8 protein-coding genes are annotated in these 20,168 nt (G+C 58.9%); 1 reads left to right on the top strand and 7 read right to left on the bottom strand.

Translation table 11 applies throughout. The features are described from left to right. Nucleotides 1-1,584 carry a hypothetical protein gene (locus AB4136_RS25360; protein ID WP_130270589.1) on the top strand — a complete coding sequence of 528 codons (1,584 nt, stop codon included), beginning with the start codon at nt 1-3 and terminating at the stop codon, nt 1,582-1,584. Nucleotides 1,585-1,619: 35 nt separating this feature from the next. Here AB4136_RS25360 and AB4136_RS25355 read toward each other — a convergent pair whose 3' ends face one another. The 7 genes from AB4136_RS25355 to AB4136_RS25325 form a co-directional block, all read right to left on the bottom strand. Further along, complete coding sequence (locus tag AB4136_RS25355) at nt 1,620-2,888, bottom strand: ATP-binding domain-containing protein (RefSeq protein ID WP_441931697.1); 1,269 nt, start codon at nt 2,886-2,888, stop codon at nt 1,620-1,622. Then, nucleotides 2,885-4,714: an ATP-dependent nuclease gene (locus tag AB4136_RS25350; RefSeq protein ID WP_441931695.1), complete on the bottom strand. Its 1,830-nt coding sequence runs from the start codon at nt 4,712-4,714 to the stop codon at nt 2,885-2,887. Before AB4136_RS25350 ends, AB4136_RS25355 begins: the two co-directional genes overlap by 4 nt. Before the next feature lie 312 nt (nt 4,715-5,026). Next, a complete protein-coding gene (locus tag AB4136_RS25345) occupies nt 5,027-5,779 on the bottom strand; it encodes an HNH endonuclease (protein ID WP_441931693.1) in 753 nt (250 codons plus the stop codon). An 8-nt stretch (nt 5,780-5,787) separates the two neighbouring features. Continuing rightward, complete coding sequence (locus AB4136_RS25340; RefSeq protein WP_441931692.1) at nt 5,788-7,758, bottom strand: hypothetical protein; 1,971 nt, start codon at nt 7,756-7,758, stop codon at nt 5,788-5,790. Then, nucleotides 7,751-12,103: an Eco57I restriction-modification methylase domain-containing protein gene (locus AB4136_RS25335; RefSeq protein WP_441931690.1), complete on the bottom strand. Its 4,353-nt coding sequence runs from the start codon at nt 12,101-12,103 to the stop codon at nt 7,751-7,753. The genes AB4136_RS25340 and AB4136_RS25335 overlap by 8 nt, the downstream gene beginning before the upstream one ends. 3 nt (nt 12,104-12,106) lie before the next feature. Next, nucleotides 12,107-14,872, bottom strand: a complete 2,766-nt coding sequence (locus tag AB4136_RS25330; protein ID WP_441931688.1) for a DEAD/DEAH box helicase — start codon at nt 14,870-14,872, stop codon at nt 12,107-12,109. Nucleotides 14,873-14,876: 4 nt separating this feature from the next. Continuing rightward, the gene (locus AB4136_RS25325) at nt 14,877-20,045 is read right to left on the bottom strand and encodes a DEAD/DEAH box helicase (RefSeq protein ID WP_441931687.1); all 5,169 of its coding nucleotides are present in this window, start codon (nt 20,043-20,045) and stop codon (nt 14,877-14,879) included. Nucleotides 20,046-20,168 lie beyond the last annotated feature (123 nt).

Here is a 20,168-nt window from a genome sequence, read left to right as displayed (position 1 = left end):
ATGGAAAACGAGCTAGATCCTGATCGTATAGGCCGCATCGGGGAGCGGCAGTTCGAAGTGCTCTGCGAGCGAGCAGGTCTTTACTGCAACAAGAGCGTAGTCGACATTATGGGCTGGGATTTCATCGTAGAATTCCCGATGACGTCGGCCAGCCAGTCGCTACCTCTCGACCAACGCCCCACCAATGCCGCCCGGGTTCAGCTGAAGTCGACGCTCGGTCGCGCCGGCAATCGTATCCGCCTCAGCCTGTCCGCCATCGATCGCCTGGCCAAGGATCCTCGGCCGGCGCTTATCGTCGTGTTTCGACTACGAGCTGACGGCGAACTCCAGTCCGCTTACCTTGTCCACCTTATCGGGAATGAACTCGCACGTGTTCTCAAGCGATTGAGACTGGCGGAGGCCCGCAAGGCGACCGACATCAACCATGCCGATATCAGCTACGACTATGAGAAAGTCGGGGTGCGCTTCGAGCCCACGCCCACGAGCTTACTGGCCGCCCTGAGTGCGGCCTGCGGGCGAAATCCCGGCGCCTACACGATTGAGAAACAACGGCAACTCGCCGAACATGGCTATGAGAACGGCCAATTCGAGGCCGAAGCACTTATCCAGATCGAGGGGCCCGAGCATTTCAATAATCTGTTGCTCGGCCTCGCGCCCCTGAAGCCACATCGTCTCCGGGTGTACGACAGCCGGTTTGGCATACGCCTCCCCTATCAAGGTACCCTTTTCGACGACATCGAGGAATTGCGCCTAACGCCTCCTACTCTCGGCCCTTGCGAGGTTTCGATCCGCGGACCCGGCTTCGGACAAGCGGCACGGTTCGACGGCGAAATGTTCATAGGGCCGCCCATGGCCGAACCTCATGGCGCAGAGCTTCTCGTCCGTACCCCACACTTCATCATCCGACTGACACCGCCCGCGCTCAAGTTCGAAAGCGTCGGCTCGATCGATGACATGGAGCAGACCCTGGAGGAGTGGGCGGCGCTGCTTCGCGCGCTTGCCCTCATGATAGCGGGGCGAGCGACCTTGACGATCGCCGGAAACGACCGGATTCCTTCTATCACGCTCCCCGTCGATCAACCCATCACCGGCCCGTACCTCGAGGAGCTGCCACTCATCTCCGCATTTGCGGATGGCTGGCTGCAGCTTCTCACGAACACAGGCCTTCGCTCCACCGCCAGATTCAAGTTCGATGCGTTCTGGCAGGCCAATGAACCACGCATGGCGGTGGACATCATGCTCAATCCGAAATCGGAGGCGCGCTTCGAGTTCCAGACCCTTGACGTCGAAGGGTCTTCGGCACCGCCCGAAGGCCTGTATTTCAACAGCACGTCATTTGCCGACAGCAGCGTAACCTTCAGCGCCAAAGTCTCCTTCGAGAAGACCGACGATCCGGAATGGCAGTACAGGTCAACACGCTTCGAAGCTCTCGATGTCCGGCCAAAAGTCGAAGACCTCGAAGAGTACGGCATGGATCAAGCGACGGCTTCCGGCGTCAAGCTACTGATTGACCCAAGGAACATCACATTGGTGTCTCGGAGGGACGCGTCTTTGGCGCCCGGCATATCCCGTAACCCGGAATAATTGGCGGCAACGGTCGCCTCGCGTGCGACACTGGCCTAGATAAAGGGCGCAGCGGCAAGAATATTCTGACCCTGGACGATGACGTTGCACCACCGCCTGGCGCGCGTCACCGCGTTGTAGAGCAGCCGTCGCTTATGCTCCACATCGCCGCCCACCTGATACGGCCAGATGACCACGACGCCCTCGAACTCCCGATTCTTCGCTTGCTGCACGGTCAATGCGGTAAACAGGTGTGAGGCGTTGCCGCCATGCTGTCGGCGAAGCGCCACATTCCGCGCGATCACAGCCTCGATGTCAGCACGAGCAAACGCGACCCGGCCCAGCGCGTGGATTTGATTTTCGACCCACATGATTGCCGCACGCACCGGGCCGGAAGGTGGGAGCGCTCGCAAGGCAGCCAGCGCGACCGCGCCGTCCGCGTTCGCGCCGAGCTGCAGGCCGTTGATGATAATCTGCGTCTCATCGCGGTCGGTTCCCTCCCAGTGGACGGAATACGGGCCATTGCCTTGCTGCCCGCATGGACCTTGCCCGACACGGGCCACGACGTTCTGGGCAAACCCGCCCTGCAGCGCGGGCGTGATTATGGCGACGTCACCGCCCTGACGCCATGCGATGGCGTTTGCAAGCAAGGTCGCAGCCAGCGGGACACTTACGCCCGGCTGCAGGATTCGGAACCCCTGGCCGTTGACGGGCGCATGCCCCCCACGAATGGCGGTGGCTGCCGCAAGAAGCCCGCCCACATTGGTCCGGCGCACCTGGATCAGTATCTCCGGCTCAGTCGCGCCCTGTATCCATGCCACGAGAGGATTTGGGCGAAGCGCCTGATCGAGACACTGAAACTCGTCAGCGGCAATAAGCGAGCGCGTCGCGGCCGAGAGCGCGACCAGCATGCGCAGCCGCTGCGGCCTGAGATCCTGACCTTCGTCGACCAGTACGATCGGAAAGCTCGCGGCCGTCCAATTCCGGACCTGCTCCTGTTCGAGGAGCAATCCTGCGGCATCGCAGACCGCGTCGAATTCTCCCTCGTTACGCAAGGGAATGCCGAGCGCTACGGCAAGTCCGCGCCAGCGTCGGTAGATCCGCCAAGCAAAGCTGTCGACCGTGCAGCATTCCACGCGCCCAAGGAGCCCGGGCACCGCACGAAGCCGATCTGACAACCGCCGACGAGCGCCGTGCATGAAGGTCAACGCGAGGACGCGCTGGCCCTCCACCAACGGGTGGGCCGCCAGCGTCTCGCCCAGCATTTCCATCAACCGAAACGTCTTGCCACACCCAGCGGCGCCCTCCACCGCGCGCACCGTCATGGCTGGAAGACCTTCACCGTCGGGCTAGCCGGGTCGGCGACGAAGAGCGGGTTCGCGACGCCCTTGGCGACGTCCGTTATCGCATTGAGCAACGACCGCGCCCGCGCGCAGCAAGCATCATTCGCCCCGATTGCGCCTGCGATGATCTCGTAGGAGGAGGTATCCTTCTTCAGGCCTTGAGCCGCTCGAACATCGCTCTTCAATCTCGTGACCAGATCAGCAACGGTTGCCGCCGGGTGATCGAGATGGATCGCCGCAAGGCATGCAGCCGCGTCCGCTTCGATGATCCACCCGACGATGTCTTCCAGCATCTGGCCGTTCGCCCAACGGAAGATCACACCCGAATTCGGAGCGCCCGCAGCGACGAGATCGGCGGCGTAGCCAACACCTTCGGCATCGCCGTCGACCATGGCAAGCACGCGAGGATGCAGCGCGGCCACGGCGTCGACCGTTCGGACAACTGCGCCATCATGCGTCGGGATAACGCCGATGAAAGAGTCGAACCGGCACTCATCCGCCGCTGCCCAGGTCTGGTGAAGATCGACCGCACGCACCAGCAGCCCCAGCCATTCAAAGTCGGTGCGTCCCTCCGGAACCAGCACGAACTCGTGCATGACCGCGGCGATCGTCTCGACACGATTGACCTGGAAGAGCTTGCGCACGCTGTTCGGCGTCGCCGCGGGTAAGGTCGAGGTCAGTAGCGGGACCGACGTAAGCGCTCCATTCTCATTGCGCAGAACCGCGACGCCCTTGGGATCGGCGAGCGTCGCCACCATGGGCGAATGTGTCGAGACAAAAGTCTGTCGCGAAAGCGCCTGAATTCGGTGAACAAGGCGGCGCTGCAACGGCGGCGGCACGTGCAGCTCCGGCTCCTCCAGCGCCATCCAGAAACCTTCATGAGATTCGGCCCGCATCCGCCCGAACTGCAGGAGCAGAAGAAGGTGCTGAAGCGACAGCAGGCCGCTCCCGTGCCGCCTAGCAGGGAGCGGAAGATTGCCACCCTCGTGGGCGTAATGCGATACGACCGACTCCAAAAGCCCATCGCTGTCTGTCGCCGTGACACGAAGATGAAGCGTCGGCGCAGTGCGGAAGAAGCCGCGCAATTCCTGGTTCAACCGATCGACGATCGGCGCTAGGTGCTCGTCCTGCTCAAGGCTCGCCTGCGGCGCCCGCAACCGGTCCCGCTCGCTCAGCACCGATTCCGAGGGTTGCCCCTCGCCGGCTGCGATGACCCGACGGAAGAGCTCCGATCCGAAGGAGACCGTCCGGTCCCACGTTCTTGCCGCAGGGACGAGGAAAAACCCGATGTCGCGTATCAGCCGCGCGGAAAAAGCCGTGGCGCTTTCGTCCGCGAAAACATCGCCGACGGCATCGTCATCGTGAAAATAGCGAAGCGTCTCCACCTCGAGCGAGGGCCTATCAAATCGAGCGGCGAAGGCAACCTGGCACGCAAGTGGCCAGGCCGGATCGTTTCGTGCCGGCATCACTGCGCCGTTTATCGGGTCCCACCATTTGACGATCCCACGGTCCTCGCGGAACCAGTCCATATGTTGCGCAGGGTCGTCGCCCTCGAAGCCGATCACCGTCGCGACGAGCCGAATGCGATCCGCCGGCTGCGGGTTGCTGCCGTAGAAATCATGCTCCGTGAGTTGGCGGATCATCCGATCTCGACCGAACAGCAGCGCCAGCGCTTCGATGACCGTTGTCTTGCCGCAGTTGTTGGGACCGACGAGTACGGTGTGAGGCGAGAAACGGACAACGCCTTCGCGGATGCCGCGGAAATTTTCGATTTCTAACTTCGCGATCTGCACAGCGTCCCCCAGCATAAATTCTCGCAAACCAATCTCGCCCTGTCAGATTGGCACGGACTGGCATTATTCAGCCGAAGACTCAGCCCTCTGCACGCCAACGCTAGGATTATCACATTCCAATCGATTGGATTCCGGCATTCGCCCCGCTCCATTATCAACAAGCATGTCAAAAAATACACTTTTTCCATTCAAGTGTTTTAAAATATTCCTCCAAAATTATACATCATTAGGCCATCATAGACGGACGATAAATTGGAGAAATACGGATAAAACCGTTTCACCACACAATACACGTTACACCTATACAATCATAAACTCAATTAAAGCTCACTGTTGCAGCTTTTGTCTATGCAGTCTCAAATTTTCCCGATGGCAGTTTGTAAGGGGTAGCGAGTTGGTCCATCGTAGCTCGCCTCTCGCTTCGTCGCTAAGCAAAGGTGAAAACTCAGGCCTTCCCTGATCATCAAAGGTCACCAGCGCCTTGTCAAAGGCAGCGTCCCACAAGGCCGACAGCAGCAGGCCGTTATAAACGCTGAGCCGCGCTGCATCGCTTTTGCACTCTGCCCACGGGATAATGTGCGATGCACGCAGCAAGGCAGGATCGGAAATCCCTGTTAAGGGGCAACGCCCTTCCCAGTATTTCATCAGGCGATCGCGAAAGATGTCTTGCCCGATTCTCTGCACCACCAGTCGTTCAGCTTCGGTGGTCCGGGGCAGACCTACCACCCGCCGCTCGAACTCGCGAAGAGGCGCGTCAGGAAGGCTGATCGCCAAGTCATAGACCCGATCCAGGGCCGAGTAGAGTTCGCTTTGCGCATTGAAGGTGTAACGCCTTGTCCCTGGGCCAGACATATCGGCGGCTGGCCAATCCAGTTCGGCGACGACGCCGGCATGGTCGGTGGCGAGAAACCAAGGCCCCTGGCTACCTTCCGCCGCTAGATAGATGGTGCCGTGCGCTGTAGTGGATGTGAAGGCACGCCATCCGGCTTCCTCGCCCAGAACGCGGCGAAAGCCGTTTTGCGAGGCAGCTTTCTCACATTCTTCTCGGACGATGAAAGATTGGGGGGCTTCAAGTGTCATGTCGAAGCTCAAATATCCATCTTATACAACCGCATTTCGGCCGGTGTCGAACTCATCTCAAGCCGAACGTAATGTTCGTTCTGCAACTCAGCCGGTGGAGCGGTAGTTGTCGTTACGATATACTGAAAACACGGTGTTCCAGCTTCTTCCCACTGCTGCACGAGGTTAAATAGGCCAGCATAAAGCTGCCCATCAAGGTCGGCTTCGCGCGGGCTGTCGTGAATAAGGAAAGCTGGCAGGTCGGCCTTTTCTTCAATGGCCATATGCAGCGCCGCGAGGTCGAAAGCGACGATCTTGAGCGAGTCTAATGCGGCAGTGGACACTTCGCCTCGTCCAGCGAACTCCGCGTCGACTTTCAGGCCATGGCCATCCAATTTAATGGTGCTGCTAATTCCCTCTGGCAACCAAGCCGCCATGATCCCTTGATATCTCTCTTCCAATGTCCTGATAGCGGCTCGCGCCCGCGATTGACCGGCCTTCAATTGCGCGCGAACGGCTTCCAAAGCTGAAGCGCTCGAAGGAGCCGACTTCTCATTCTTCGCGCTATCACGGAGAGCTCGAACATCATCAAGCGTGCGTCTTGCACGATAGATTCTGTCCTGTATCTCCTTCGTTGCAGCCTGCGCGGTGCGGCTCGCGTCACCTGCGGCTTTGATCTCAGTTTCCAGCTCAAGGTGCTTAGACTCCAGTTGTATTAGCTGAGCGCCAACGATCTTGCTCTCCTGCTCTGCACCGTGTGCTTCAGCATCCAGATCGGCAGCTATTTTTTGCTTACCCGCTATCGTCGTCTTCAATGCGGCCAGATCGCATGGCTCAAGCGAAATCCCGCATCCGTTCGCCTTGATCTCATCAATGCTGACCCGGCACACGGGGCATACCCTGATCCGGCCTTGGGTAATATCAATCTCACCCAAATTGGCTTCAGAGCGGTAGCGCTCGGCCTCGCCTCGCTTGAAATGCGCATCATTGTTCAATTGCTGTTGTTTCGTCGTCAGTGTTTCGCGCTCGGCATTGAGGGCCTTTTGGCGGGCAAAGATGGCTCCTACATCGGGAGACTTAGGTACCGTGGTCCGCATAGCCTCGGCCAATGCAGCCTCTGCCAATGAAACTAATCCCTTCTGATCGATGGTGTCGTCGAACCCAACCTCCTCACCGACACGCAAAGCAAGTCTCACCGTGCTTAGGCCCTCAGTGTATCGCTGTTGCTGGTATGTGTGACGGCGACGGTCGTTCTCGACCATGGCTTCAAGTTCCCGCTCGCGGGCGGCCGCCGCTCGCTCCTCGGCGTCAAGAGCACGTAAGGCAAGTCGCACCATGGTCAGTTTGGTTGTTTCACCCAGAACTTGCGCGCGGGAGCGAGTCTGGGTCTGTGATGAGCGCCACGCCAGGATGTCGCCGAGGCGGCATTCCTGATCGCGGGTCAGCCAAGCTCGAAGCACATCCCAGACCTGTTCGCGATTAATCTCCGGCGGGGTTGCTCCTGCTAAGGTCGAAAAGAAGCTGCTGATGATTAAAGGATCTATGGATCCTAGATCGCTATCTCTACGACCCCGCGCAACTGCATCTTCAATAGAATCGGCCTGAACGACAAACTCCCCGCCTGGTAGCCCCAACGGGCGGATGGCGACCCAGCACACCCCGTCGATCAGAATCTCGGCCGCAACTAGACCGTCGGGAAGCTGCGCCATGAGGCGCGATCGCTGGCTGTCTGTTGCATAGCCCGGCTCGCCCAGGCAGGCCCGAAGTAGACGGCAGAACGTGGTCTTGCCACTGCCATGTGCCAAGGCACGGCGGCCGCTGCTCGACATATCCGGTGTCCAGATGATGTTGAGACCCCGCTTCAGCAATACATCTCGGATTATGGTCTGCCGATTTTTGAAAATCGCCAAACGGCGAACCCAAAGCCGCGGGCCGCCCCGGCCTGCCGCTGCTTTTGGCGGCGTCATCACCGGGGCGAAGAGGTCCACCTGACTAGCCATGACCAAATCTCACCCAGATCACGTTGTCATCCTGCGCAACAGCGGCTGTGAGCTTGCTGATTTCCATCCCACGCACGGCAGCCATTGCGAAGGCAGCGCGGCGGGCATGGGTGGAATTCGCGTCTAGTCCTGCCGCGCTGAAATGCGGTCCTCGCGTCCATGCTCCATCGGAGCTTTCTACTAATTGGCCCGACGTGATTAGAGTTTCGAACATCGACGTCCAGGCTTGATTGATAGCTGGGCGGAGCCGAATGACACCTTGTGCGCGTTGAGCCTCAGAACCAACGAGCCTGACCCACTGGTCACGGTAGGATCCTGTCAGCATTTGCGTTAACAATGCTGGCTCAGCAAGACTGGCGATTAGGAACCGCGTGCGGTCGTCGTCGTCGGCAGAGTCCGCCAACCACAATACATACTGTGCTGCGTAGCGCAGTCGGTCGCGTGGCTGGACACTTGCCGACCAGGCCCATGCGCCATTGGGGAGCGTCTCTAGCGCTGGCAAATTAACCACGACCGGCGCAACGTCGGCCTCAACTCTATCCCAAGCCTCTTCTATCAACCGCTGCGTTCGGAATTCCTTAAACTCGCGGAGTTCAGCGTTGCGCAATGCCTTGAAGGTCTCGACCCCGCAATCTGGGCCGAGTATGTTGTCGGGATCGAGAATATAGAGCATTTCTCGCTTCGATTGGCCGAACACGTCGCGCGCGACAAGAACATCGATCTCGGCGGCAACGACCGCGCGTTGATCGGGCGCCTCGATCACTGCATCGGGCGCTTCAAGAATACCCGCTTTCACCGCCTGCGCCCTGAACGCTTCCATTTCTTCGCCCACCGCACAAAGCGCGCAGACCCGGCGTGCAATAGCGTCAGCTGAGGGAGTGTTTGCGAAATCCCGCGGGAAGGGAAGGCTGTCCATGATTGTATAGGACATCTTCAGGGAGACCTTCTTTCTAACGAGAAAGTCCATCACGATGGAGTTAGCAATCCCGAGCCAAAGCAAATGATCGCGAACGTCTGACGACAAGACTATAGTTGGCACCTTATCGCCGCAGATAACTCCCGGCGGGATAAGTGCTGCGGTAAGAGCCCGTTGGTTGGTCGGACTAGCGACATCACCGAACCCGATACGATAGCGATAGATCCGATCTCCTAGCTTTTCGGGGATCTGGTCCTCGAGAATGCGCCACTGTGGCTGAATACGTTTATCCGCTGACCCAAACGGGAAGTCTTGCCACTCAGCCGAGCGTCCGCGCCCCGATACATAGCCTTTGGCGCGGTAATCGTAGGCATCGATCATCCGCCCTTCAAAGACCGGCAGGCCTTCCGATCCCTCAGCAAATAGGTCACGGTTATTGCCCATGTGGGCTTCGGCCATGTAGTGGCGATAAGGCAGTCCCTCGACTTCCGCTCCAAACTTCGGGTAGAGGGCATACATGCGGGCGCAGATGTCGATTTCTGATTGCGCTGCAAACTCCATCACCGCGATCGCGTCCGGCGAGAACTCTTCGACTACGGAAACGGGGATTCGCAGCCCGCCATTGGCAGTGAACTCCTGCAACTTCTGGCTAGAGTTGACGCGAAAGGCCGCATTGAACTGTTCGGTCCTGCCGCCCTTCCAAGCGACGTAGAGGCAGAACTTCATACGGGTGTCGATCTTGTCGAACCAAATACCCTTGGTGTTCTCGAACCCGGCGAGATGCTCCAAGCGGAAGGCCGTGAACAACTCACTCCGAATCGCTGTTGCATTCGCTCCGTTGTAAAGGCCCTCGGGCACAAACTGGGCAGCAACCCGGCCACGCCGTGTTACCGCAAGGGCAGTTTCCACGAACATGCGGTAAACATTAAAATCTCCCTTCCCGAGATTGCCCTCAGCGAAAAGTCTGTATCGACCGCCCGACTTGATGAAATGGACAGCCCTGTAAAGGTCTGAGCAGTGCCGCTCCCATCGTGTTGCAAGAACTGGATTGCTCAGTAGTCGGGCATATGCCTCTTCTTGCTCCGACGGGGACATGTGCCTGATGTCCGGTTCGTAGACCGAGAAGAATTCCTTGTAATCTGGGCTCATCGTATCCCAAGGGGGGTTGCCCAGAACTACATCGAACCCGCCTCGCGCCATGATGTCAGGGAATTCCAACGCCCAGTGGAAGGCGCGGACACGACGCGCGACAGCTGCCTGCCCGATGATCGGCCCCCAGACTTGCCCGTCATCCAAGGCCTGCCAGACATCGGAAGTGGTGGGTACTAATCGCGTACCTCTTGAAGTCGGGACGCCGCCGGTCTTGGGCAAAAGAAAGGCAGCGATATAGAGGTCGCAAGCAGTCTCGGCTTTGTGGAAAGCCTCGCTTTCACGGATCGATCGGAAACTACGGTCCTTGGTGACAATGTCGTCGAGCGTGTCTTCACCAAGAGCCCGGAACCCAGTATATTCCGTGGCAATTGGCCGGATGGCCGGCAGACGGGATCGACCGCCCGAAAAATCCAGACTTCCCTGACCGGCTTTCTCGTCTTGGTTAGCGCGGGTGTAGAATTTTGCGGTGTCTTTGTCGTCGCCCGTCAGCGGCCTATAGGCAGCATCTGGGATGCCATCCTCTAACGCCTTCAGATCGAAGACCCCCAGCAGCGCGTCACCGCAGCGGATCTGAGCGTCGAAGAAGCCAAGGGGGCGGCCGGGGTCCACCGTCTCGATCCACAGAGCGACTTTGGTCAGTTCCACCGCCATCGGGTTACGGTCCACCCCGTACAGGCAATACCGCGCAACATCGCGCAGGGCGTGGCGGAAATCGGCAAGCGATGGCGTTCCGTCGGCCCGGATACGAGCCAACCGCGTGGCAATTCTTCGGGCGGCAGCCAAAAGGAAGTGGCCCGAGCCGCAGGCGGGGTCGATGACGGACAGTTTCAGTAGTGCCGCGGTTGGCTCATCCGCTTCGGCCTCGGTCTTGTCCAGCAAGGGGTCGAGCGCGGTGTCGAGCAGCGCCTGGACGAGACTATCCGGAGTGTAATAGGAGCCGGTAGTTTTGCGTTGATTGCCTTTTTGCTCCGCAGCCTCAGAGGCAAAGAGGAGTGTCTTGCCGTCGTCGCCCAACTGCGGCTGGAGTTCGAGCAGCGATTCGTAGACCGAACCCAGTTCTTCCGTCTCCATGACGCGCCAATTGACAGGCGTCATGCCAGTTTTGTCTGAAAGCCATGACAGGCGATAAAGCGCCTCCATGAAAGCCCGATTGCGCAAGCGTGCCGTTTCGAGATGAGGAAGCTTGTCATCGCTAAACAGTCCACCGAGTGCCGGCAGGCCGAGCGCGTCCTGTCCGTGCGCCAGCGCGCCAAAGACGATTTTGACGCCCTCATACCGGTCGTGATGCTTGTCCCAGGTGGCCGCACGGACGCAGGAGGCGCGCAGCGCCGCAAGGCTGTAGCCTTCGCGGTAGAGCTTGCGGGCATCCTGTGTCGCCGTTTCGGGATGAAGCAGGTTCCGATCCTCGGCCACCATCAAGAAGATCAGCCGATAGACGAGGCGCAAAAGTTCGTTGAACCAGCCGGTCAGGTCAATCTCGCCCGACTTCAAGCGCACGGCGAGCTCAGGATTGGCCTCCAGGAAGCCGGAGCCGAGCACCCGGAGCGCGATTTCCACCTGCGCTGCCAACCGATCACGCGCGGCCTCCCCCTCTCGAGAGCCAGCCTCACGCCAACGCTCCAACGCGCAATCCGTGACTGGGGCTCCGGCGGCACCGAACCGGGTGCGGTGGATAAGCGACCAAAGAACCGCAAACGAGGCGGCATCCTCGTTGGTGAAAATCTGGGCGAGATCGGCTTCGATATATGCCGGCCGCGTCAGCGAAGCGTTGTCGCGCATGAGACGCAGGACGGTCCCGTTCGTTACGAGCCCCCAAAGCGCGTCATCATGATCGTTGAGATAGTCCTGAAGTGCAAAGGCTGGAGAGCGCGAACGGTCGGTCGAAAGTGTCGGACTGCGACGATCAAGCTTCTCCTCAGATGGTGGCACAACTACAACCGGAACACGCCCACCCGCCAAGAAAGAGATCGTGTCATCGGCTGGGACGAGATCATCAAATCCGAAAGTTTCAGCAAGAAAGGCCCGCATATAGCGCCGAGTTGCCTCAACGGATGGATTTTGAAGCCTTGCGAAAGCGTCGAAATGGGATTGGCCGACACGGAAGGAGGTCGAGATTTCCTCGCGGATCGTCAGCCCCTTGCGGATGCGATAGTCTTCCTCAGCCTGACCGGAGGCCTGCTGACGGTCAATGCTGGCGACCATCGCAGGGGCAATAAGATTGCCTTCTAAGCTGAGTGAGGGCCATGCTGACATGTCCGTGACAGGTTTACGCGCCATGGCTCAAGCCTCCCCCGGCATCAATGTGAAAAGGCCGATGACGTCTGGAGGAAGCACGGGCTCCACGGTGACGCGGGAAGCGGACCCAGACGCAACGCGAAGCCGAGCGTGATCCTGCATCAGCTCCTGCGCGCGTGACCGGACGAAATCGGCGATCGGCCCCTCAAGCAAAGCCGGTAAATCTTCCTTGGCTTTGGTGATGAATCTGTCCCGCGCGATAGGGGCGAGATCGGCCGTAGCGGGTGTGTTCAGCAGTTCGCGCGCTTCTTCGCCGATAGCCACGATACGCTCACCTTGCATCGCAACGAGAGCCGCTTCCTCGGCGAGCAGAAGCCGCTCTTTGCGGGCGTGAACAGTCAGCTTAAAGCGGATACGCAAGAGCGCGAGGCGGGTGACTTGCTGGACGGCAGTGGTCGGCCAGGCACCGACACGACCGATGCCCAACTCGGACAAAGATTCCGGATCAAGTGATGCTTCGACAAGCGCTTCAGCAAGCGTGGCTGTAAGAGGATGCGTTCTGGTGAGCAACGCTGTGCCAGAGGGCGCAGGCTCCAGTGTCGCCAGGCGCACCGATCCTTTCAGATCATACTCGGCCAGCCGCTCGCGCAATCCGGTATCAAGGGCGTCGACGTGGGCCAAAAGCACGGCTTTGCGGGCCTCCAACGGCGCGCCGAAGCGCGACATGGCGCGCTCAACGAAAATGCGGGCATCGGCTGGGGAGCCGAGCAGCGCGCGGACCTTTTCCCATTCGGGTGCGACTTCCTGCGGCTTCATGGCATTCTGTGCAAAACGCGCCCGCGACTTCCGTTCATTTTCGGCAGCATCTCGCCAACGCGCTTCCACGGCCTTCACACTGTTCTCAAAGCGAAGATCGAGCGTAAGCTGGGCGCTTCCTCGGCGACGAAGCATCATCGACGCCATTAATGCGTCCGTTACCGGTCCGCGGTCCTCAGGAAGTGGCACGGTCACGCCCGTCGCTTCGCGGATTTTCTTGGCCTTATCAAGGATGACGTCGAGCACCGCCCCGTCGATAGCGCTGTCCGGCGAGAACATCATAATCGAATGGACGACGTCCGCCGGCTGCCCGAAACGATCGACGCGCCCTTCGCGCTGCTGATGGCGGGTCGGATTCCACGACAGATCGTAGTGGACGACCGTGTCGAAGAGTTGTTGAAGATTAATACCTTCGGAGAGGCAGTCGGTGGCGACAAGAATACGCTGTGTCGAACGTTCCTCGTCTGCCGACGCCATCTCGGCGACACGGTCTCGGCGTTCGTCTGGCGTAAGGACGCCCGTCACGGATTCGATGGTGAGCCTCGGAAAGGTTTTGCGCAAACCGTCGCGCACATGTTCCGCCGTCGCCAGATAACGGCAGAATACAACGGGATTTGCGCCCTTCTTGATGAGCGGCGTCAGTGTCTCGATCAAGGCGGCCAGCTTCGGGTCAGGCTTGCCGACCAATTCTTCGGCGTGCCTCACCAACTTGAGAAGCGCCGGATCGACGTCGAACGTCGTGCCCGGTTCGAGATCGACCGCGTCTTCGTCGTCTCCGTCCTCGTCATAGATTTGGGGTTCGAGGCGATCGCTCTCGCTGGACATGCGATTACGCAATGCGCTCAAGGCAGCGGCTGGTGAAGAACCAACACAACGCATCAGGGCAAGCGTGCCCCAGAAGGCGAGCCGTTGTTCCCGCTGCCCCGATCCCGCTTGGGAGACGACGCCAAAACAGTAGTCGAGGACAGCCTCCTGGAAATCGCGATGGGCGCCGGACAAATGATAGGCGAACTCGGTGGTCTCATGTTTAGGGAAGGCACGATCCTCGTCCCAATCGCCGGTGACGAGATCGATCCTGCGTCGCTGCACGAAATGCCGCGCCAGACGCTCGCGATACCGCGAGTCCTCGAAATCCATCGAGGCAAATGAAGCATCGATCAGGGAAAGAAGGCGACCGAAAGCCTCTTCATCTCCGGAATGCGGCGTCGCGGTCAGAAGAACCATTCGCCGATCCTGATTCCGCGCCAGCCCCTGCAAAAGATCGAAACGCTGCTGTCGCCCCTTGTGCGTTCCGACGCAGGCGTGGGCCTCATCGACGATGACGAAGTCCGGACAGGCGCGCGCGAAGCCTTCCCGACGCTTCTCCGCCTTGATGTAGTCGAGGCTGACGACCGTGAAGGGATAAGCTTCGAACAGGGTCTGGGCGAGTGGCAGCCCACGCTCCAGCCGGCTTGCAGTGCTGGATGTGACCGGTACGGCGTCGATGCCGAAACGGGCCTTCAGTTCTCCAATCCATTGCTCGACGAGGTGTGGCGGGCAGAGCACCGAAAACGCATTCACCTCACCTCGGTCCATCAGCTCGCGCAGAATTAGGCCCGCTTCGATTGTTTTGCCGATACCGACATCATCGGCGATCAGCAAGCGCGGCACCGCCATGCGAAGCGCCATCAGCAGGGGGACAAGCTGATAAGTGCGGGGTTCAAAGGCCAGCTGGGCAGCCGACCTGAAAGGGCCTGCACCACGGCGAAGCGTCAGGCGCATCGCGTCGGCCAGCAATGCCGCTTTGGCTTGAACGGTCGCGACCGCGTCCACAGGCAAATCGAAACGAGCCGGCTCGACCGGCAACAATTCGAGCGCGGGGTCAAGGACAACAGTGTCACTGCCGCCGCCCGAAAGAGGGCGTAGTGTAAGGATGCCGTTTCGTGGGGACGGAAGTGCCACCCACTCACGGCCACGAGCCCGAACCAAATCTCCCGGAGCAAAATTGACTGACATTACTCTACTTCCCAAACATCGAACGCATCGTGTCGGGCACGCCCGAAATGACGGATTCCGGCAGTTCAAACAGCGTCCAGCCCTTCACGTCCGCGTCCTGGCGCGATGCCTCGGTTAACGGAGAGATGCTTGCGGCGACGAAATGGCTACGCCAAACGAAGCTCATTTCTTGGTCGGAGAACCTTAAAGAGGCACCATCGGGGGCAGGAAGTCCCAGTTCCTTGAAGGCATTTACCCACTCCCCATTGCCCGCCGACCGATCCGCAGCTGCGAGCGCGATCTGACCACGCGCAAGATCGACCAGCATCTGCTTGGCTTCATCGCTTGTGCGATCAATCAACTCATGGTCGGGTTGATTGAAATAGGAAAGCAGGCATCGGTAACACCCTCGAACGCACGTCTCCTTATCGTGATCGATGAGCAGTTTGGCGTCGCCTGCTGCGACGGCTTCATCGACTCTTTCGAAGTGCATCAGTGTCAGCGCTTCTCGGGCTACGTTTCCAAGCGCTTGGGGATCCTCGATCAAACGGCTCAATACGCCTGCACCACCTTCCGTGGCTTCATAGGCGAGAACAGCGCGGCGATTGTCACGAGCTGGAAGCGGCTCACCAAGAATTTCACCTTCCTCCAACTGAAATACGACCTCGATGCCTCTCATGAGAGCGTGTTGGACCGTCGCAATGGTCTCGGGCGCGTAGTCGGTGGGATTGTTGAATCGGAAGAGCAGTGCGTTCTTCCGGTCACGCACGATGGGGACGATCCGAACCGGCCTCACCACATCCGGCGGCACATCGATATCGGGATCTTCGTCGTCCGACTTTGCCCAATAGCCGCTACGCGGATCGATATGAAAGCCGAAGACGGTTTGATTGGCGCGTCGTTTCAGTCCTTTGTTGATACGGCTGATCTCAGCGCTGTTCGCATATTGGAGATTGAGGATCGAGACGTCCTCACAGCGGAAGTCGGCTTCGGTGACTTGCGCGCGACCGTCCCGCTTCGGCCAGGAAAAGACGGTCTGTATGTCGAAGCCCTGCCGGACACGCTCTTCATCGTTCGCCGTGATCCGCTCGGCCGGGGCCGCTTCCACATTGTCGATGCGGAGTGTTCTCTGTACCGGCACTTCGCCCGCCATCGGCGCGTTGCAGGCGTGGCAACGTTCAACTTCCCCGTCATGGCTGGCACCGCAGTTCGAGCAAATGAAGATGTCTTTCGTGGCCAGTTCCGCCCCGTCTCCCGTCCGGACTTCAGGCGGCAGCTTCGCCTTCATGACACGATATGCACGGCCCTCGTGGTAAATCAGGCTACGTGGACCAAATTCCGAAATAGCCAGAAAGCGGGCGCGCTGGAGGAACGAGCCTGATTTCCCTTCGCCGGGGATGAAGGCATAGAGTGGGAGTCTCGGAAAATTGTAGCCCGGCAAGAAACCTTCAGTCGCAAGATAGCGATAGGAATAGAAGTCTGAGCCGTTTGAGGCTTTGCCTTGTTCAAGAATAGCGATCTGGTCACTCGCTTGCATCTGCGCAGCCTTGATACGACGGCGATCCGCGCCTGAAAGTCCCGTGATCTCGGAGCGCGCGTTGGCTTCCATCAGCTGTGTTCGGGCGGAATTGTAGAGTTCACGCCAACGATCAAAGGCGCGGTCGAAATCATGCGGTGCACGTTGAGCAACGGCGGACACGAAATCATTTGGATCGCTCATCCATGCCGGTTTGCGGCCATCCACGGATGCAAGAATTTGGTCGAGCACTCGCTTCATCGGCGCATGTGCCGCCACAGCGAGCGCCGGCGGATCGATAATGGCGTGAATCTCTTCTTTTAGCGGATAGCCCTTTGCCTTCAGATCGAGAATCTCAGGGATGTCAGGTGAGAGCGCGATTTTCGATTCAGCGAGCCAGACGGCGTGGAGGTGTGAACGCACAAGCTCTTCGTTGGTGATGTCGAGCGCGGGCGGTCTGACCACTCCGGCAACCATCTCATTGCGTCTTTCGAAGAAATACTGGTCATGCGGCGATTGAGCGGCGCAGTAGGTCACGATGACCGCAGCCTGTCCGGAGCGACCAGCGCGGCCGGCACGTTGCGCATAGTTCGCTGGTGTCGGCGGCACGTTGCGCAGATAGACGGCGTTAAGCGCCGAGATGTCGACGCCGAGCTCCATGGTTGGAGAGCAAAAAAGAGCCGGTAGGAATTGTTCAGACTCTCCCATCGCATTGAGTTCGGTAGCGTTCCTTATGAGGTTTTCCTGGTCTTCCTTCTCGTACCTGAAACGCCATTCCCGCCATTCGCGCTGTCTTTGGGAAACCTGTGCCGTATGCTCTCGACCTTCGAGTCCCCAAAAACTGCTTCCACCGGCCTTCAGTTCAACCGCAATATGATGGTAGAGATCATGGAAATAGCGATTTCCTTGGGCTGTGCCAGATCGGACAGCCTCTCCAGGAATGATCCGGACGGTCGATGGTGACAGACGCCATCCTTGCAGGTCCGCCTCTATGTCAACGCGCGACACCAGCCCTTCGCGGGCCAGTAATTCCATTATGCCCGTTAAAACGGCTAGATAGTCGTCTTTTCCGAGCTTTGTTCCGATGACGCTCGGGCGATTAATAAGACGACCAATGCGCGAATTGTGTCCGGCACGAACAATTGTCTGCTCTTCGCGGAGTCCCACTCGGTCCTTACCCGGAGCCTGAAGGAATAGAGTCGTGCGGCTTCTTGGTGTCTCCTTCCCATCTATGGCCCAAGGACTGCGCAAGAGGCTTCGAGACTTCTGCGCAACGGTGTCGAGGACAGTCAGGTCAAGTGCCTCGGTTCCAACCGCCAAGCCATCGAGCATGGCGCCGAGAAGCTTTTTCAACATTTCCTTGCGGTGCGAGACGCTCAGCGTGGCGAGCGCGGGCAAGACGGCCCCGAGGCGTTCTGTATCCTCTGCAACTTCATCAAGTCCAATGAACTCAACATCAATGAGTTTGAGGACAGAAAGGCTTGGATTGGTATAGCGCCACCCCCGGCGCAAGTCCGTCCAAAGCCTGTGAGCAAGGACTTTTGCAAGAGACCGCTGAGCGTCTTCCCTAACTACTGCCCCGGCCTCAGCATCCAACATCCAATGGATTCGAGCTTCTCTATTATTTGCGGTGAAGCCGAGTGCCTTGACCACCCGCAGGCCGAACTCGTCTTCCGTTATCCCATCGTCACCAGCGTCAAGGACGGCGCGGAGAATTGCTCCCCGCAGCAAACTGACGAACAGAAAGTCATTGAAGTGACCTGCCTGAAGCGCGGCGTCTTGCCGGTTATCTGTAAAACCGAGGAGTTTTCGCTTTTCCTTTGGAACGCCGCTTGTGCGACTATTCATCCAGTCCAGGGCGGTCGAAATCAGCAACGTCGTGGCAGAGCTTCGCCCTTCGCCCGATAGACCAGCAAGCTTGCTGCGTTCTCGCATGCTGGGGTGCGGCTGATCGAGGCAGCAGGGACAAAAGCCAAATTTGCCGGGGATGAACCAGAAGGCTTTGCCCGCCGATGCGAGGCGACCATCGGGAGCAACCGACACGGGCTGCGGCTCTCGCCTCCTTCTGTTTGCTCGCAGTCGTTCGACACCTTGGCGTTCTTCGCGCCAATCTTCGGGATAAGTCTCAACCTCGCCTGTGAAGATATATTCGGGGTCACCGTCACCGGTAGGGATCAGATACCCGGCAGTGTCCATTTCCTGATCGTCGAGCGGTGCGTCGTCAATGCTTCTGGGGACGAATAGAGTCCCCGAGGCATCATCAGTTCTTGTGACAACATGAACCTCATGCCCACATCCTCGGCAGAAGCGTGTAGGATAAAGACGATGACCGGGCGCTTTGGGGTCTTCGAGCTGCCCCTCGAAGAGCACGTTTCTCGGCCGTTCAGTCAGCGTAACGAACACCTCGCCCGCGCCTGATATGAATTGGTGAAGCTTGAAAGCCAGGAATGCGCCAGTTTCCTGACCGCCCCGATCAGCTTCCGGCAAGCTGATACGGGTCAGAAACGCCTCAAAATGCCGGCGGCAGGTTTCGGCCTCAACGCCACTATCCTGGGACAGCAGTTCAACCGCCTTCCCATATGGAATTGGCTTCTTACGCTTCAGTTCCTGCCCATCGTCCAAACCTATCGCCAATTCGGTCCAAACGGCCAGGGGATGCCGCTTCAGCATCTCGTTGGTCAGCGCCTCCGGTATTGGAGATGTAACCACGGAAGCCAGCTTCGAACGTACATCTTCCAGCTTCAACAGGTCGTCCGTCGCGCGTTCCAAAGACTCGTCGATGACAGAATCCGGGCCGATGGAGACACCGAAAAGGCGGGAGGCAACGTCAGCCACGGCCTGCGCTCGATTGGTATCTGAGCCTTCGCTCGCCATAGTGGCTGATGTGCCGATACAGATCGGCGCCTTGTCTGGCGTGCAGCGATTACGAAGACGACGGACGAGTATGGCAACATCGGCGCCCTGGCGTCCGCGATAGGTGTGAAGCTCGTCGAGGACGATGAAATCTAGGCCGCTCGCGTTCTCAATGACCTTCGTGTCGAGACTATCCTGCCGTGTGAGTAGAAGTTCAGCCATCATAAAATTAGTAAGCAGGATATCCGGTGGATTGTCGGCGATCTGTTGCCGCTCCTCCTGGCTCTCCTGCCCGGTGTAGCGCCGCACCACTGGCTTGAGTTCATCCGGCAGCCCAGATTGGGAAATGAACTTGTCGATCTCATTCATCTGGCTGTTGGCCAGCGCATTCATCGGATAAACAATGATCGCGCTGGTTTTCCGAGGTTTTCCAGTTTTCCGAGCGCGAATAATCGCATCGACGACCGGCACGAAAAAGCAGAGCGATTTACCCGACCCTGTGCCTGTAGTGACGACATAGCTCTTGCCGGCACGAGCTTTGGCGATTGCTTGTGCTTGGTGGCGGTGAAACCTCAGCGGCACTGAGCCAAACCGAAATATTTTGCCCGTCGCTTCGTCGAGGTCTCCCGAAGCGACCAATTCTTCGGCCGTCGGCCCCTTAAGAAAGCGAGGATTGATAGACAATAGCGCGTCAGGCCAAAATCGCCCGGAGTCATATTGTCGAGTGATTTCAGAACCCAGATCCTCGGACCTTATTGAGCTGAACGACCGAGAGAACCGTGCATAAGAATCGATGAGGCGATGATCAAATTCGAACGCCTTCATTTTTGAACGCCTTCGCTGCCGCGCCCGCGCCGTGAAGTCAACTTGAATAGCCGACTATCAATGATATCCTTATGCGTGGCGGAATTATTCATCGCTACCCCTCCCGCTCCGCTTGAGCGCCAT

This window comes from Mesorhizobium sp. 2RAF21 (genome assembly GCF_052115345.1).
In the GTDB taxonomy this organism is placed as follows: Bacteria; Pseudomonadota; Alphaproteobacteria; order Rhizobiales; family Rhizobiaceae; genus Mesorhizobium; species Mesorhizobium terrae.
Note: the sequence above shows the minus strand (reverse complement) of the source record. Positions and strands in the feature narration are given on the sequence as shown.